At 58.4% G+C, this 13,805-nt stretch carries 14 protein-coding genes; 5 read left to right on the forward strand and 9 right to left on the reverse strand.

Annotated features, from left to right (window positions below; translation table 11 throughout):
• Positions 1 to 3: 3 nt before the first annotated feature.
• The 3 genes from ISP18_RS17315 to hemA all read right to left on the reverse strand — a co-directional run bounded on the left by ISP18_RS17315 (position 4) and on the right by hemA (position 3,819).
• Entirely contained in the window at positions 4 to 648 is a 645-nt protein-coding gene (locus ISP18_RS17315; protein WP_380014902.1) for an ankyrin repeat domain-containing protein, read from the reverse strand.
• Between the two features lie 76 nt (positions 649 to 724).
• A complete protein-coding gene (locus tag ISP18_RS17320; protein WP_380014905.1) occupies positions 725 to 2,266 on the reverse strand; it encodes a catalase in 1,542 nt (513 codons plus the stop codon).
• Between the two features lie 293 nt (positions 2,267 to 2,559).
• On the reverse strand, positions 2,560 to 3,819 hold the full coding sequence (hemA, locus tag ISP18_RS17325; protein ID WP_380014908.1) for a 5-aminolevulinate synthase: 1,260 nt from the start codon (positions 3,817 to 3,819) through the stop codon (positions 2,560 to 2,562).
• Here hemA and ISP18_RS17330 point away from each other — a divergent pair.
• The gene (locus tag ISP18_RS17330; protein ID WP_380014911.1) at positions 3,818 to 4,024 is read left to right on the forward strand and encodes a hypothetical protein; all 207 of its coding nucleotides are present in this window, start codon (positions 3,818 to 3,820) and stop codon (positions 4,022 to 4,024) included. The genes hemA and ISP18_RS17330 overlap by 2 nt on opposite strands.
• A gap of 65 nt (positions 4,025 to 4,089) precedes the next feature.
• Here ISP18_RS17330 and ISP18_RS17335 read toward each other — a convergent pair whose 3' ends face one another.
• Entirely contained in the window at positions 4,090 to 4,683 is a 594-nt protein-coding gene (locus ISP18_RS17335; protein WP_380014914.1) for a TetR/AcrR family transcriptional regulator, read from the reverse strand.
• 180 nt (positions 4,684 to 4,863) lie between these two features.
• Between ISP18_RS17335 and ISP18_RS17340 the strand changes: the two genes are divergently transcribed.
• The 3 genes from ISP18_RS17340 to ISP18_RS17350 are packed head-to-tail and all read left to right on the forward strand — an operon-like array spanning position 4,864 to position 6,259.
• Positions 4,864 to 5,049 carry a hypothetical protein gene (locus ISP18_RS17340; RefSeq protein WP_380014917.1) on the forward strand — a complete coding sequence of 62 codons (186 nt, stop codon included), beginning with the start codon at positions 4,864 to 4,866 and terminating at the stop codon, positions 5,047 to 5,049.
• Positions 5,050 to 5,077: 28 nt separating this feature from the next.
• The gene (locus tag ISP18_RS17345) at positions 5,078 to 5,479 is read left to right on the forward strand and encodes a nuclear transport factor 2 family protein (RefSeq protein WP_380014920.1); all 402 of its coding nucleotides are present in this window, start codon (positions 5,078 to 5,080) and stop codon (positions 5,477 to 5,479) included.
• Positions 5,480 to 5,500: 21 nt separating this feature from the next.
• Positions 5,501 to 6,259, forward strand: coding sequence for an SDR family oxidoreductase (locus ISP18_RS17350; protein ID WP_380014923.1), 759 nt, complete (start codon positions 5,501 to 5,503; stop codon positions 6,257 to 6,259).
• A 164-nt stretch (positions 6,260 to 6,423) separates the two neighbouring features.
• Here the strand turns inward: ISP18_RS17350 and ISP18_RS17355 are convergent, their stop codons facing one another.
• From ISP18_RS17355 to ISP18_RS17365, 3 genes are all read right to left on the reverse strand, one after another.
• A complete protein-coding gene (locus ISP18_RS17355) occupies positions 6,424 to 7,560 on the reverse strand; it encodes a TolB family protein (RefSeq protein ID WP_380014926.1) in 1,137 nt (378 codons plus the stop codon).
• A 388-nt stretch (positions 7,561 to 7,948) separates the two neighbouring features.
• Positions 7,949 to 10,231 (reverse strand): prolyl oligopeptidase family serine peptidase, encoded by a 2,283-nt coding sequence (locus ISP18_RS17360; protein ID WP_380014929.1) that lies wholly within the window; start codon positions 10,229 to 10,231, stop codon positions 7,949 to 7,951.
• Positions 10,232 to 10,495: 264 nt separating this feature from the next.
• Entirely contained in the window at positions 10,496 to 11,539 is a 1,044-nt protein-coding gene (locus ISP18_RS17365) for a sulfotransferase (protein WP_380014932.1), read from the reverse strand.
• Between the two features lie 634 nt (positions 11,540 to 12,173).
• On the opposite strand from ISP18_RS17365, the gene ISP18_RS17370 reads away from it, so the two are divergent.
• Entirely contained in the window at positions 12,174 to 12,383 is a 210-nt protein-coding gene (locus ISP18_RS17370) for a cold-shock protein (protein WP_380014935.1), read from the forward strand.
• A 408-nt stretch (positions 12,384 to 12,791) separates the two neighbouring features.
• On the opposite strand, the gene ISP18_RS17375 is transcribed toward ISP18_RS17370, so the two are convergent.
• Together ISP18_RS17375 and ISP18_RS17380 are read right to left on the reverse strand one after the other, a co-directional pair.
• A complete protein-coding gene (locus ISP18_RS17375; RefSeq protein WP_380014938.1) occupies positions 12,792 to 13,115 on the reverse strand; it encodes a YkgJ family cysteine cluster protein in 324 nt (107 codons plus the stop codon).
• Positions 13,112 to 13,783, reverse strand: coding sequence for a class I SAM-dependent methyltransferase (locus tag ISP18_RS17380; RefSeq protein WP_380014941.1), 672 nt, complete (start codon positions 13,781 to 13,783; stop codon positions 13,112 to 13,114). The genes ISP18_RS17375 and ISP18_RS17380 overlap by 4 nt, the downstream gene beginning before the upstream one ends.
• Positions 13,784 to 13,805 lie beyond the last annotated feature (22 nt).

The raw sequence follows: 13,805 nt of genomic DNA on the forward strand, positions 1-13,805 counted from the left end.
CGCTCATAACGGCCAACCCGTTAATCCATAGCCCCCAAGGCCGCGCAGCATCTGCACCATATCGTTATCACCCTGCTTTGCTGCAATCGCCATCGGTGTCTGGCCATTGACATCGCGGCTATCGAGCCGTGCACCATGACGAACCAGTTCGCTGAGCAGCGACTTCCTGCCAAAAAGCACAGCAAAGGCTAATGCGGTTTCACCGGCTTTGTTGGCTTGATCAATGGGACAGCTTGTCTGCAATAGACGCCGCGCAATCGTTGTATGGCCTTTGTAGATCGCACCCATCAAGGCGGTGTTGCCGTTGTGGTCGGCGATGCAGGCGTTGGCACCGACGCTCAGCAGGTAATTCAAGGCCTCGGGTTGTTCGTCGTAAGCGGCAAGCACCACGGCGGTGTAGCCGGAGGCATTCTGCGTGTCGACCGGGTAATGGGCGTCGTAAAGCGCCTGCAGGATATCCACCCGGCCAGCCCTTGCTGCATCAAACCATTCTGGATCATACCTATGCGCATCCACCCAGCGCGCCGCAGAGACTTGCTGCAAAGCCTTGGAGTGAGCCCACAAACGCAACTGGGGAAAACAGACATAAGCACCCATAGCCAATATCAATGCGAAAGCTATGGCGATGAACATCCAACGACGGCGCATACCAAATAAGCCTTGCTTAAGTCGGGAAGAGAAAGTCGCCCTGTGCCTACCGCGGCAGGCACAGGGCAGCGAGCAATCAGTCCGCAGAGAGCTTATCGGCCAGCGTCTTCACGCGAGCGGGATCGGCATGAGTTGCCTTCGCCAAACGCGTGCCGTAATCGGCATCAGCTTTGTAGAAATACGAGAGCATCGTGTACTTGTTGCCATCGTTGCTAACGTGATTGAGATCCGCACTCAACGCAGTTACCAGATCGGCCTTGTCCTGCTCGGAGAGTGAACGGTAGTACTCGCCGGCCTGCAGAAAGTTACGCTTCTTGTCGATGGCCTGCTGCTGCGTCGTGCCGCTCAGTTCCGTGCGAACCAGCTTGGCGCTCGGATCTTCCGACATCTCGTTCACGCTCGACGGCTCGAAGTTGATATCACCTTTACGGCCGCTGGTGTTCATAGCACCATCCTGGTCTTCCGAGTTCACCGCCACCACCGGACGGTTCACCGGGATATTTTGGTAGTTGGCGCCCAGGCGATACATCTGTGTGTCCGCATAGGCAAACAGGCGCCCCTGCAGCATGCGATCTTCTGAAGCCTCGATGCCGGGCACCATGCGTGACGGCGCAAAGGCCGATTCTTCGGTGCTTTCGAAGTAATTGTCCGGAATGCGGTTCAGCGTCATGGTGCCGATCTTCTGTTCCGGCACGCCGGTCCAGATTTTGGTGTCATCCAGCGCATTGAAATCGAATTTGGCCAGATCGTTGGGTTCCAGCACCTGGATGTACAGATCCCACTTGGGATAGTTGCCGGCCTTGATCGCGCCATAGAGGTCGTTGGTGTTGAGGTTCCAGTCCTTGCCGATGGACGCCGCGATCTCCTGCGGACGTAGCCCATGGATGCCCTGCTCGCTCTTCCAGTGGAACTTCACGTAGTGCACGTCGCCCTTGGCATTGACCAGTTTGAACGCATGCACGCCGAAGCCGTCCATGTGACGGTAGGAATCTGGCATGCCTTCATCGGTGTACAGGTGGGTCAACATGTTGGTCGCTTCGGGCGTATGCGCGAAGAAATCAAACGCAAGATTCGCATCCTGCACACCAGTGATTGCGCTTGGCTTGTTGGCATGAACGAAGTCGGGGAACTTGATCGCGTCGCGAATGAAGAAGATCGGCCAGTTGATGCCTACGATGTCCCAGTTTCCTTGCTGGGTGTAAAACTTGGTGGCAAAGCCGCGCGGATCGCGCGCCTGCTCGGGCGACCCGCGATAGCCCATCACCGTGGAAAAGCGCACGAATACCGGCGTAGTGCTACCGGGCGTGAAGACCACGGCCTTGCTCAACGCGGAGATATCGGCCGTGGGTTGGAACACACCGTAGGCGCCCGTGCCACGAGCATGAACCACGCGCTCAGGAATGCGCTCGCGATCGAAGCGCTGCAGCTTCTCGATGAGATGGGAATCCTGCAGCAATTCCGGCCCATTCGGCCCGGCAGTTTGAGAGTTCTGATTGTCGCCGACAGGTGCGCCGGCATCCGTGGTGAGATGAACTTCCTGGGCCTGCACCGAGAGTGCAAGACAGAACGACACGGCGAGCATGGCGTAGCGCGCCTTGAAGTTTCTTATCGCTGGCATGGTGACTCCTTGATGAAAGTAATGCCAAAAGGCGTACCTATTTCCATTGATAAGGTGTTTGGATGTCTAATCGATTGTTCGCATCACGCTCATAGCTTCTTTCAATGCAAACGACCATGTATCTATTTGCCAAGAGTCAGAAGACGGACACACGCAATCGCCGCATGTGTGCTGCATGCGGGTCAAGGGCGTTTCGCGACGACACGAAAAACAAGGCCTTTCACAAAGGGCCTTGAAAATAGCTATCCGCAGTCAGTCAGAAAATAAGGCAATCTCGCGTCTGATCGCGTCGATTAGCCTCCCGCCATGGGCCAGTTGTACGGCACAGCGTTCGTGTCTGCAGAATCGCCAAGCGGAAGGCCCAGAATCTGCCATACCGACACCATGGCGCGGGCGAGTTCATCCACGAGCGCTTGGTCGTGAAAGGGACCTGGCGTGATTCGCAACCGCTCTGTGCCACGGGGCACGGTTGGATAGTTGATGGGCTGAATATAGATTCCGTACTGTTCTAGCAACAGATCGCTCGCCTGTTTGCAGAGGTCTGGGTCACCAACCACCACCGGCACGATGTGCGTGTCGGTGGCCATGACCTGCAGGCCCGCCGCCACCAGCGCCTCGCGCGTGGCCGATACCGCTACTTGCTGACCCGCGCGCTCGGCCTGCGATACCTTTAAGTGCGCAATCGACGCGGTGGCTGCCGCTGCGATAGCCGGCGGCAATGCCGTGGTAAAGATGAAGCCCGGTGCATGCGAACGCACCGCATCGATCACCATGCGCTTACCGGCGATATAGCCACCCAGCGTGCCATAGGCCTTTGCGAGCGTGCCTTCGATCACATCGATGCGATCCATCAAACCTTCGCGTTCTGCGATACCCGCGCCGCGCGGACCGTACATGCCGACAGCATGCACTTCATCGATGTACGTCATGGCGTTGTAGCGCTCGGCCAAATCGCAGATACCCGCGATGGGTGCCACATCACCATCCATGGAATAGACGCTCTCGAAGACGATTAGTTTGGGGCGGCTGCCCGCTCGCGCCAGCAGTTCCTCCAGATGCGCCAGGTCGTTATGCCTCCAAATGACTTTGTCGCGACCCGCCGTGCGCACGCCTTCGATCATCGAGTTGTGGTTGAGCGCATCAGACAGGATCAGGCAATTGGGCAGCAGCTTCGCTATCGTCGAGATACCTGCCAGGTTGGAGACATAGCCTGAGGTAAATACCAGCGCCGCTTCTTTGCCGTGCAAGTCGGCCAGCTCGTCTTCCAGCGCAATTATCGCGCGATGCGTACCAGAGATATTGCGGGTCCCGCCTGCCCCGGCGCCCGTCGTGCGCGCTGTCTCACACATGGCATCCACCACGGCGGGATGCTGACCCATGCCCAAATAATCGTTGGAACACCAGATCACGATATCGCGTGGACCGTGTGGGCTATTCCAGGTAGCGCGCGGAAATCGGCCTGCCTGACGTTCCAGCGTGGCGAACACGCGGTAACGGCGTTCGTCCTTGAGTGCGTGCAGCGTTGATTCGAAGTGGGCGAGATAGTCGATCATGGCAGTTCCCTGGCTGGCCGATCATGGCTCGCTGGCAGCAAGCATCTCAGGCATCGTATCGAGCCCTTGCTTACGGGTGAAATTGAAAGATGCTCTCGAGGGAATTGAGGAAAGCTATCGCGTTGAACTCCTCTACCTGATCGCAGAGCGCCAATTTGCGGCAGTTCGAGCGGCAATAGGCGGCAATTCGGATAAGCCGGCATGACTTCACCGTCAAGGCAGCAACCGTGAGTTCACCCTCTTCTCAAAGTTACTTCGGACTAGCTTTGTTCAGACGTCGATGGCCTGCAGCAACTGCTGACGCCCGTACTCGAGTATTTCATCGGCGAGGACTGGATCCGTCTCGACGACAGCGCGCGAAAGCTGCAGCGATCCGACCATTTGACTGAAAAGTGCGATGGCCTTTTTTCTCTTCTCTTGCGGGTTCTCGCCGCCGATCACACTCGCTAGCTGATCGAAATTCGACGCCAGTCCGCGGGCATAGGATTGCCGCGCTTCTTTGCCGAGTCGCCGAACATCGCCGGCAAACACCGTCAACGGACAACCCGTCGCGATATCGGCCAGGTGGCCGGAGGAGAGGTACCACTCCGTATACCGCTTCATCGGATCGGTCGCCTTCGCCTTGTACGCCTCGATGGCAGCGACGAGTTGGGCCGCGCCATCTTCCGTAGCCTTGTCCATGACAGCGGCGACCAAGGCGTCCTTCGACTTGAAGTGGTTGTAGAAACCGCCTTGAGTGAAGCCCGCGGCCTTGGTCAGCTCCGCCAAGCCCACCGCAGCCACCCCGCGCTCGCGGAAAAGCTTATCCGCAGCAGCGACGATAGCGCGTTTATTTTCAATAGCTTGCTGCTTTGAAACGCCCATATACCAACTCCTCTTTGACGACCCATTCGCGGGTTCGCCTCAAATCACAATGATGATCACCATTGACATTTGCCGAAAGCGGCGCCATGCTAACTCATGTCGATGGTGATCACCATCGTAATTCCATTCTAGCGCAAGGCGGCCAAACGTCCAGCGCTGGGGCCTTGAGGAGACATGTTTATGCGTGATGTCCGAATCCATGCGGTGGGTGGCCCGGAAGTCCTCTGTCTGAAGGAGGTGCCGATGGATGTGCCGATGGATGTGCCGGGGCCGGGCGAACTGAAGGAGATCGACTGGGATTCCGTCTACGCATCAAGTCCCCACGGCTACATCGACTATCCCGCGCTCGAGCGCATCGTCGCTTGAGCCATCAGCCATCGAAGAGGAAATGATCATGTCAACGACTACGCCCGAACAGAACAAGGCCCTTGTCATCGAGGCATTCGACACGCTGTTCAATAAGCGTGACTACGAAGCCGCCGAGCGCTTTTGGTCCGACAAGTACATCCAGCATAGCGCGCATATCGAACCGGGCCGCGAAGGTCTGTTCAACCTGATTCGCAGTGTCCCCAGCGCGTTGCGTTACGAGCGTGGCCTGATCCTGGCCGAGGGCGATTACGTCATCGTGCACGGCCGTTTCTCCGGTCATGGCCGTCCAGCGGCATGGATCGCCGCAGATGTCGTCCGTATCGAAAACGGCAAGCTCGCCGAGCACTGGGACGTATTGCAAGACGAAGCAACGCAAGCCGAATCCAAGAGTGGATTGCCGATGTTCGGCGACCGCTTTCCTGCTTAATCCCATCCAAGGAGAACTCTCATGAAACTCACTGGCAACACTATCTTTATCACTGGCGGCGGCTCAGGTATCGGCCGCGGGCTTGCCGAAGCGCTGCACAAGCTGGGCAACAAGATCATCATCGCCGGCCGGCGGCGTAGTCATCTCAATGCGGTGATCGCAGCCAATCCCGGTATGGAAGCGGTCGAACTCGACATCGCCGATCCAGCCAGTATCGATAACGTAGCGGCAAAGTTGATCGTCGATCATCCCGAACTCAACGTCCTGATCAACAACGCCGGCATCATGCAACCCGATACCGCTGCTGGAAAGATCGACGACGCGTTGCTGACCTCGACCATTACAACGAACCTGATAGGGCCGATTCGCATGACGTCGGCGCTGGTCGAGCACTTAAAGAGCAAGGACAACGCTGTCGTGGCGTACACGAGTTCCGTTCTTGCCTTCGTACCGTTGGCCGTTACTGCCATCTATTCGTCGACCAAGGCGGCGCTTCATTCGTACATTCTTTCGCAACGCTTCATGCTCCGGAATACGGGAGTTCGCGTACTTGAGATCGCGCCACCGTGGGTGCGCACCGAACTCATGAACAGCCAAGAGGCTGAACAAGCCATGCCGCTCGATCAGTTTATTGCCGAAACGATTGCGGTTCTTGGCACGGATTCGGACGAGATCCTGGTCGAAGGCGCCAAGCAGTTCCGTTCCAATGTTGGTCCGAACGAACATGGCTTCGTCAATGGCTTTAACGAGCAGGCGCTTGCGATCTTTGGCGGCGGCTAAGCTGGCGGCTACTGGCATGTAGGCTTGCGCTGCGCCATGGACGGCGCTCCACCGCTAGCGTTTCCTCTCTCATTGGGTTCCGAACTTGTCGAAGACGGCTCAGGCTTTCTTATCGCCGCTCAGAACAATTTTCCCTCGCTCAATTTGATGGAGCATCGTCATGGCTACAGCTGCCCCCAAGCCCCATCATCAGCCGTGCCGTTATCCGTAACATTGGAGATCGCTTGTGTCGCTACATCAAGGACATGCACCGAAAAATAGGCGCCCGCATGCTCGCCCTGGATGATATAGCGCGTACGGTTGAGCAAAATGTGTGAATCATCCTGAGACCATTCCACCGGGTAGTAGTAGTCGAAAGCAACGGGATGTGTGGTGATCTGGCGAACGCGGCTGCCGTCGGCGGACATCGCGAACACGGCGCCAAAGGTGCCATAACTGGAGCCTGGAACGTTAACGGTCTGAGCGAATGCAATGTACCTGCCGTCGCGCGACCAGCTTGGCGAGGCGCCATAAAGGTCGCCAAACTCCGAACCCAACGACTTGCCGGTGGTGAAGTCGACGACTTCCATGGCAGAAGTGGCATCCCACGCATAGACACCGTGGGTGCCGTCCGGCGAGATCGACAGATGCGCGACGTCACCGATGTTCAGATGCGAGATTCGCGCAGCTTTGCCGGTAGCGACGTCGACTTTATAGACATCCGAATACGCAGGCGGATTGACCCCCACAACGCCGTAATAGTGAACCTCGACAAATAGCTCGCTGCCATCGAGGGACCACTGCGGCGCCTGAAATACCGCATCGGTCGGTCCTGGACAAAACAGCGTGTGTTGATCATCGCCATTTGGTCTGACCAGGGCCACGCATTGATTTGTATCCACACCGCCATCTATGTAAGCAATCCAATTGCTAGGCCCCCACACCGGAAGTTGGTGGCGGCTCTTGCCCACAGTGATTTGCCGAAGCTCTCCGGCATTGCGATCCATGCGGTAGATCTCCGATTCCGTGAACCAATCCGTCGTGGCGACGCGCTCAAAGACAACGGCGTGGCCGAGCGGAGACCAGCGTGCGCCCAGATCCAGCGTGCCAATGGTTAACGGCGCCAGTTTTGTGACGGCGCCCCCGACTGCCGGTGCTCGATACAGCGCGGTGCCATCCGGGCTATCGAAAGCATCGACGTGAGTTTGCGAGAACAGAATCGAACCGCTTGGCGCTTGTTCGGCTGCTTGGCTGCCGGATGCGCACACGGCCGCGCTTAAACCCGCGACGATAAAAGACGACGTTGCTACCAAGCGACGCATTAGCTGCGTTCCTTTCATACTGGAATACCTCGGTGATCCCCTGTGGGCATAGTTTCCTGTACGCGGGATGCTATGGTGAGGCGTGTGAAGCTTCGAAAAAAATTTCGTGGAATGAACACACGATGCAGCGCATTTTCACTGCGCAGATTTTTTCTATCTTCACGTTTGCTTCGATGTGTTGGCGCATAGACGCCTATCGATAGACGACAAATCACTTCGTCCTTAACAGATAGAAGCATCTTGACGACAAGCGGCTTTGTCAGTGCTGCATGAACGACAAGGCCGCCGCCTCGATCTGACGGCCTCGAGCGAGATCCGCCTGGAATTCCACGTCACGCATCGCCTCTTCGAAGGCGACCAAAGACGAGGCTGCAGCACTGAGTGCGACTCAGCGCACCGGCAGTTGCGCATCCAAGAAAGCGAAGATGTCGGCATATTCGGCTGCCTCGGCCCCGAGCGAGACTTGGATGCCATGACCCCCATGGGCATCAGTACGAATCCAGACAGGTCGTCCGCTAGTGTCGGCAGCGCGCAAGCGCGCAGCGAACTTGCCCGTCTCCCAAGGAGCGACGCGGCTGTCGTTGAGACCCACGCTCAACATCACCGCCGGGTAAGCAGTGTGTGGACGGATCTGTTGGTACGGGTCTGTCGCCAGGATCCAGGGAAAGTCCGACGCCTTGCGCGGGTCGCCCATTTCGCCGAGCTGGTTGGCACCGTTGGGAGCCTGCATCCGACGCACCGGATTGAGCATGCTGACCAGAAACACGGCGGCACCGAAACGGTCGGGATAACCCACCGCCGCGTTGCCAATTAGCAGACCACCGGCACTCCCGGATATCAGCGCGGTGCGTTCCGGGTGGCTGTAGCCCAGTTCGCTCAGTCGCGCCACGCCGGCGACAAAATCTTCCACGCCTTTGTGCTTGTTCGGTCCCCTGCCAGCCTGATGCCACGCTTCGCCCTTCTCGCCGCCACCGCGAACGTGCGCATACGCGAAAATGTTGCCGTGCTTGACCCATTCCAGCCGGTTGGGCCTGAACGACGGCACGATGGACATTCCGTAGCCACCATAGGCGAACAGGATCGCGCGATGACTGCCATCCAGTGCGACATCTTTGCGGTGCAGGATCGTAAGTGGCACATGCGTACCATCCTTGCTGACCAGCTCGGTTTCGGTCGCCTCGATCATGCTGTAATCGGCCGGGCTCGCTTCGTCTTGGCCGAGGCTGTGCATGGCGCGGCTTGCCGGATCGTAGCGCCAGGACTTCGGCGGCGTGGTCCACCCTCGCAGTTCCAGCAGAAATCCGTCTTGGTTGTCGTTGGCATGAAACAGCGAGGCTGCGCCTGCCAGCGGCATCGGTACCGTTTCGACCTTGCCGGTGCCGTAGTCGATGCGGCGGATGCCGTCGATGCCGTTCCTCGACACTTTCACGTATAAGGCATCGCGCGCCGGCGCGACCATCTGCGTATCGCTGACACTGACTCCGACAATTATGTCGTCGTCCTGTAGCGGCAGGATGGAGCGTGCATCCTTGATCGATGCATTCGGTCGCGACAGGTCCAACGCCAGTAACTCGCCGTTGGAGCGTCCGTGGCTGGAGACCAAATAGAGCGTGTCACCATGAATGGCGGCATCCTGTACCTCATCGCTGAGGTCGGCGATGCAGCGCCAGGTCGCACCGGGCTTTACCGCATCGGACTGCGCTGTCACACAGTAGCGCTGTTCGACCTGCGCCCCCAGCGCCTCGCCCAATGCCCAGCGCGAGTCGGCGGGAAATTCGATGACCGGAAAGCGATTGGCAGCAATCGCAAATGAAGGATTGGCGCCCTCCCCGGTGCCCGCCCGCAGCAATATCGGGTCCTGTGCCGTCGGTGTGCCAAGCCGGTGAAAGCGCAAGCGCATATCCTGCAGCGGATCGCCGCCAGTGCGCTGGTCGGGCGGCGCCATCTGGGTGTAGTCGAAACCGCTGCCGTCGGGCAGCCACTGGGCTCCGAACTCGCCCCACACCGGTTCAACCGCGTCGCCGATGGGCTTGCCACTCTTTACGTCGAGCACTTCCAAGCGGGTGACTTCATTGCCACCGTGATCGATGTTCACCGCCACCTTGCCACCGTCCGGCGAGGGTGTGAACACGGTGATCGAGGCGTTACCGCCATCGCCCTTCAATGTTGCCGGATCGAGTAACACACGCTCGGAGCCGTCCACCTCGCGCACCATCAGGACGCCATTGCCCTCCGCTGCCTCGCGAATGAAGAACAGCCTCCCATCGACATAGCGCTGGGCGCGGTGGACCACGGCGGTGTTACTGACTTTTTGCAGGGTTTGCTGCCAAGCCTTCAGTGTCGGTAACGCATCGAGTTTGGCTCGCGTGTAGTCACCCTGTGCGGCGAGCCATTGTTGGAATTCTGCATTGTGCTCACCCTCCATCCAGCGATAAGGGTCGTGCAGAGTGGTGCCGAAGATGTGATCGACGACGTCGACCGTGCGCGCTGTCGGCGGGCCGTTGGTCTGTGCAGCGATGCTGGGTAAGCTGCCGAGCGTCAGGGCGCAGGCTGCGACGGCAAGGCATGACGAAAAGCGCCAATGGCGCGCGCGGGAAATACACGGCATGACGTTGTCCTTGGTGTGCGTGAAGGAGCCCTGAGGCGTGTCCTCGCTTGCGTTACCCATCATCCGAGCACTCCTTTGCATCAATGGAGACGATACCGTCTCACGATCAGACATCGCTAAACAGTGCTAAAAGCCCTTTCTAAGCCTTCACGTATTCGTCACGACCAACGCATGTCAATCTAGCCGTAGAACAGTTCTCGCTTTGAATTGGAAGTAAACATTGAGGCAGTACTAACTAACGTTGTCGCGTCAGCCGAGTGAAGCTGTTCGACTCGCGGGTTATGGTTAGCTACTTGTTCGAGGCGATACTGCGTTCTTCAGCATGATTCACGAGAAGCGGCGAAGCAGTTCCATGCCAGGCGCACAAGCTGACTCGAGGCGTGCCCGCTCGTCGGCGGCCAAGGTCACCCACTTCGGCGGGTTCTTCCGCACACGCGCAACCGCCTGCGCGAGCCATGAAGGATTGTCCAAGCTGGGGTCCATGAAGAGAACGATGCGCCGAAGTTCAGCTTGAGGCTCGTCGAGCATCGATTCGTAGCGCACGTGAAGGACCCGCTCGGTGGGCACCGCTTCCAGAAGCTTCAGACCCACGGCGATCATCTCCGACCAAGCCGCGCCGATCGGCTCGATCGGGAGCTCGAAGCGCTGGAACACATCGACGTCGAAGCTTTCGGGTACGAGTCCACGCCACGCCGCTGGCAGGTCTTCAGGCACCTGGTACGTCGGCGTGAGATAGGGGGCCGAGCCGAACGTCCGCTTGAACATGGCGCCGATCATTCCCATCCGCATCAGAGGAAACCGGCGCGCTGAGACCGCGAACTCTCGACCATCACGAAAGACGTGGATGAATTTCGCCTCCGGAAAGAAGTGAGACAAGGGATGGACGAGGGCGAGCGAAGCACCCGAGCGCTCGCACCAGAACCGGCGACCGAGACGCGTACACAGCCACTGAAAGACCCGGAGGTACTGCTGGTGGATCCGGTCTTCCGGCAACGATTGCACGAAGACGCGCAGCTCCTCGTGGAGCCCGTCGGGGTCTTCGGTGAGCAGCGGGAGCGTCATCGCCAACAGCGGCGGAATGCCTGTCTCGCGGAAGCGCAAAGCGGAGGCCACGGGGTAGCGGAACTCGTCGATGGCGAGGCCGCGCTCCATGAGTCGAAGCCAGGCCGTATGGCGGGGGCGCGGCTCGCTCAATACGGACCAAAAGTTCGGGCCGTCGACGGGATCCTTCTGAAAGCCAAGCGGGTGGAGCGCGTTAAACAGCTCAGAGAGGCTGAGGACATCCGGGTGCAGCGAGAGAAGCTCGGAGAGCATCGTCGAGCCGGAACGGCCCGTGCTGACGATGAAAAGAGGGGTTTGGGGTCCTGTCATAACTGAACTCCAATTTAGCAGCCGGGCGCCTCCTCCGCATGGCACTGATTAGCGTCGAATCTCGGTTACACCTCATCGTCGCCGCGGCGAAAGCCGGGGTCCGGAGCCTTTCAGGCGACTCCAAGTCACTGGATCCCAGCTTTCGCCGGGACGACGAGCAAAAAGCACAGCAAGCTGAGATTCGACGCTAATCAGGCGCATGGCAGAGGGGCCATTCGCCCCTTGATGCAAGCAACGTCGATAATCAAAACGCGCTGATTTCAATGTGGATTCAGCTAGCTATTTTATTTGATCCAAACGCAAGGTCGTTGACCCAAAAACTCCACAATACTCATCGCATCAACGTCTTAGCGTTCATGATCGCTCATTAGGAGGGACATCTCGCCGACCGGCTTTTAAGTCGTCGTGCAACGAGGCGCCTGTCATTATCTCCCCCGATCAGGCTTAAACGTTTCATTATCTATTTGCTTTTTAGCTCGCCAACCTTTACTGTGCGCGGGCTGAGTTTCAAGGGTCACCGTGAATTGTGGCCCGATGCTGTAGAAGAAGTTCCACTACACCGTTGTACCCGTTTCCTCCTTGCAACCAGCTCTTCGCCGCCATGCGGCCTCATCCGTTCCAAGGAGAAATAACTATGTCCCAGATCGAAACCGGTACCGTGAAGTGGTTCAACGACGCCAAGGGCTTTGGCTTTATCGCTCGCGAGAGTGGGGATGACGTGTTCGTCCATTTCCGCGCGATCCAGTCCTCGGGCTTCAAGAGCCTTCAGGAAGGTCAAAAAGTGACCTTCACGGTGAGCAAGGGCCAGAAGGGCCTGCAAGCCGACAACGTGCAGGTGGTCTGAGTACCTCCCGCCAGTTGAAAAAAGCCCGGCCTTGAGCCGGGCTTTTTTTATTCGACGTTCGACAGCGCCTACCCAGAGATCAAACCGGTCGCTAACGTGCGCGCATTGCAAAACGAGCCGCACGCGCTCTGATCACCGTGTCTCGCACGGCGATGCCTTCTGCGCACAAGAGCGATCCAGCACTCACGACTAGCCGGAAGAAGGCTCTCGCCCCGTGCCAGTGCTACTCGGGCTGGGGCTGGAATTGCTGTCGCTTTCGCGTACAGCCTTTTTCCGCGCCTTCTTTTCGTCTTGCTCTTTCTTCTTCGCAATTTCGCGCTGACGCTTTTCGAATGTGTAGTTGGTCTTTGCCAATTAAAGTTACTCGCAAGTAGTGAAAAGGGGTAATGATCGCAGACGCAAGACTTGTTACGGCGGAGTGAGCTGAGCGCCGCAAGCACGTTTTTCGGCGTACTCGGCGCGAACGGACTTGCAGTATGGGCCATTCATGACGAATCGGCGGCATATAGCCGGGCGACTCTCATAGATTCCGCAGTTCATGTGAGCGCCATCCATCGCCACACACCAGCCCTCCTCATCGCGAGCCATCACGTGGAGTCCATTCGACAAATGCGTGGTGAGATGCGCCGGGATTTTATCCTCGGGTTGCAGAACAACCATCAGGCGACAGCAGACGGCATCGCATTTAGAACAGTGGGCCGCGCCGCTAGTGTGAGTATTTTGCTGCTTCATGTCGCTGTGTTCTCCCCGATACGGGTGTAGTGCAGCAGACGGCCTCGGTACGGCGGCAAATCGTCATCTTTCATCAGGCAACGCTCTTCCGTCACCGTGAAACCCCGAGCTGCCAACAATCGGCTGAACTGACCACTGTGACGGCGACCGGGATCGGTCACCAAAACCTCGGCGTCTGGATATGCGTGCCGATCGATGACGCCGGCGAGTAGTTCCGCCTGATCGATCTCGTAAAGCACGTCGCTGGCGATGATCAAATCGAAATGACCGAGGGCCGGCAGTGGAACATCCCATCGCAACTGGCGGTAGTGCACGGCAGGCAGCGCGTTGAGCGCAGCGTTGTAAGCAAGGAACGGTTCGGCCAGCGGGTGCATGTCCGAAGCGACGATGTCGGCACCGCGACGCTGCAGAACGAGACTGGCCAGCCCAATCCCGCAACCCAACTCCAGCACGCGTTTGCCGGCGATGTCGAAGCGGTGCATGGCATGCGCAAGCAAGCGCCCAGACGGCCACACCTGACCGAACAGACTCCACTGCGCGGAAGAAATGCCAAGCCGCGCGCCATGACCGTCGGGATCGGAAAACTGCTGCTTGTCGCTAAGAACCCGCAAACGGTAGACGTGCCCGCCAATGGGCACCAATTCGTTACGGGTGGAATAACCTGGCATGTGGGAGCTCCCAGGGGCGTCA

Source organism: Dyella humi, from assembly GCF_044904605.1.
Taxonomy (GTDB): Bacteria; Pseudomonadota; Gammaproteobacteria; order Xanthomonadales; family Rhodanobacteraceae; genus Dyella_B; species Dyella_B humi.

Coding starts and splice junctions, on each gene's coding strand:
- ISP18_RS17375 (WP_380014938.1), bottom strand. CDS start 13,115: ATGAAGCAGCAAAATACTCACACTAGCGGCGCGGCCCACTGTTCTAAA.
- hemA (WP_380014908.1), bottom strand. CDS start 3,819: ATGATCGACTATCTCGCCCACTTCGAATCAACGCTGCACGCACTCAAG.
- ISP18_RS17360 (WP_380014929.1), bottom strand. CDS start 10,231: ATGATGGGTAACGCAAGCGAGGACACGCCTCAGGGCTCCTTCACGCAC.
- ISP18_RS17355 (WP_380014926.1), bottom strand. CDS start 7,560: ATGCGTCGCTTGGTAGCAACGTCGTCTTTTATCGTCGCGGGTTTAAGC.
- ISP18_RS17330 (WP_380014911.1), top strand. CDS start 3,818: ATGGCAGTTCCCTGGCTGGCCGATCATGGCTCGCTGGCAGCAAGCATC.
- ISP18_RS17340 (WP_380014917.1), top strand. CDS start 4,864: ATGCGTGATGTCCGAATCCATGCGGTGGGTGGCCCGGAAGTCCTCTGT.
- ISP18_RS17370 (WP_380014935.1), top strand. CDS start 12,174: ATGTCCCAGATCGAAACCGGTACCGTGAAGTGGTTCAACGACGCCAAG.
- ISP18_RS17365 (WP_380014932.1), bottom strand. CDS start 11,539: ATGACAGGACCCCAAACCCCTCTTTTCATCGTCAGCACGGGCCGTTCC.
- ISP18_RS17335 (WP_380014914.1), bottom strand. CDS start 4,683: ATGGGCGTTTCAAAGCAGCAAGCTATTGAAAATAAACGCGCTATCGTC.
- ISP18_RS17345 (WP_380014920.1), top strand. CDS start 5,078: ATGTCAACGACTACGCCCGAACAGAACAAGGCCCTTGTCATCGAGGCA.
- ISP18_RS17380 (WP_380014941.1), bottom strand. CDS start 13,783: ATGCCAGGTTATTCCACCCGTAACGAATTGGTGCCCATTGGCGGGCAC.
- ISP18_RS17350 (WP_380014923.1), top strand. CDS start 5,501: ATGAAACTCACTGGCAACACTATCTTTATCACTGGCGGCGGCTCAGGT.
- ISP18_RS17320 (WP_380014905.1), bottom strand. CDS start 2,266: ATGCCAGCGATAAGAAACTTCAAGGCGCGCTACGCCATGCTCGCCGTG.
- ISP18_RS17315 (WP_380014902.1), bottom strand. CDS start 648: ATGCGCCGTCGTTGGATGTTCATCGCCATAGCTTTCGCATTGATATTG.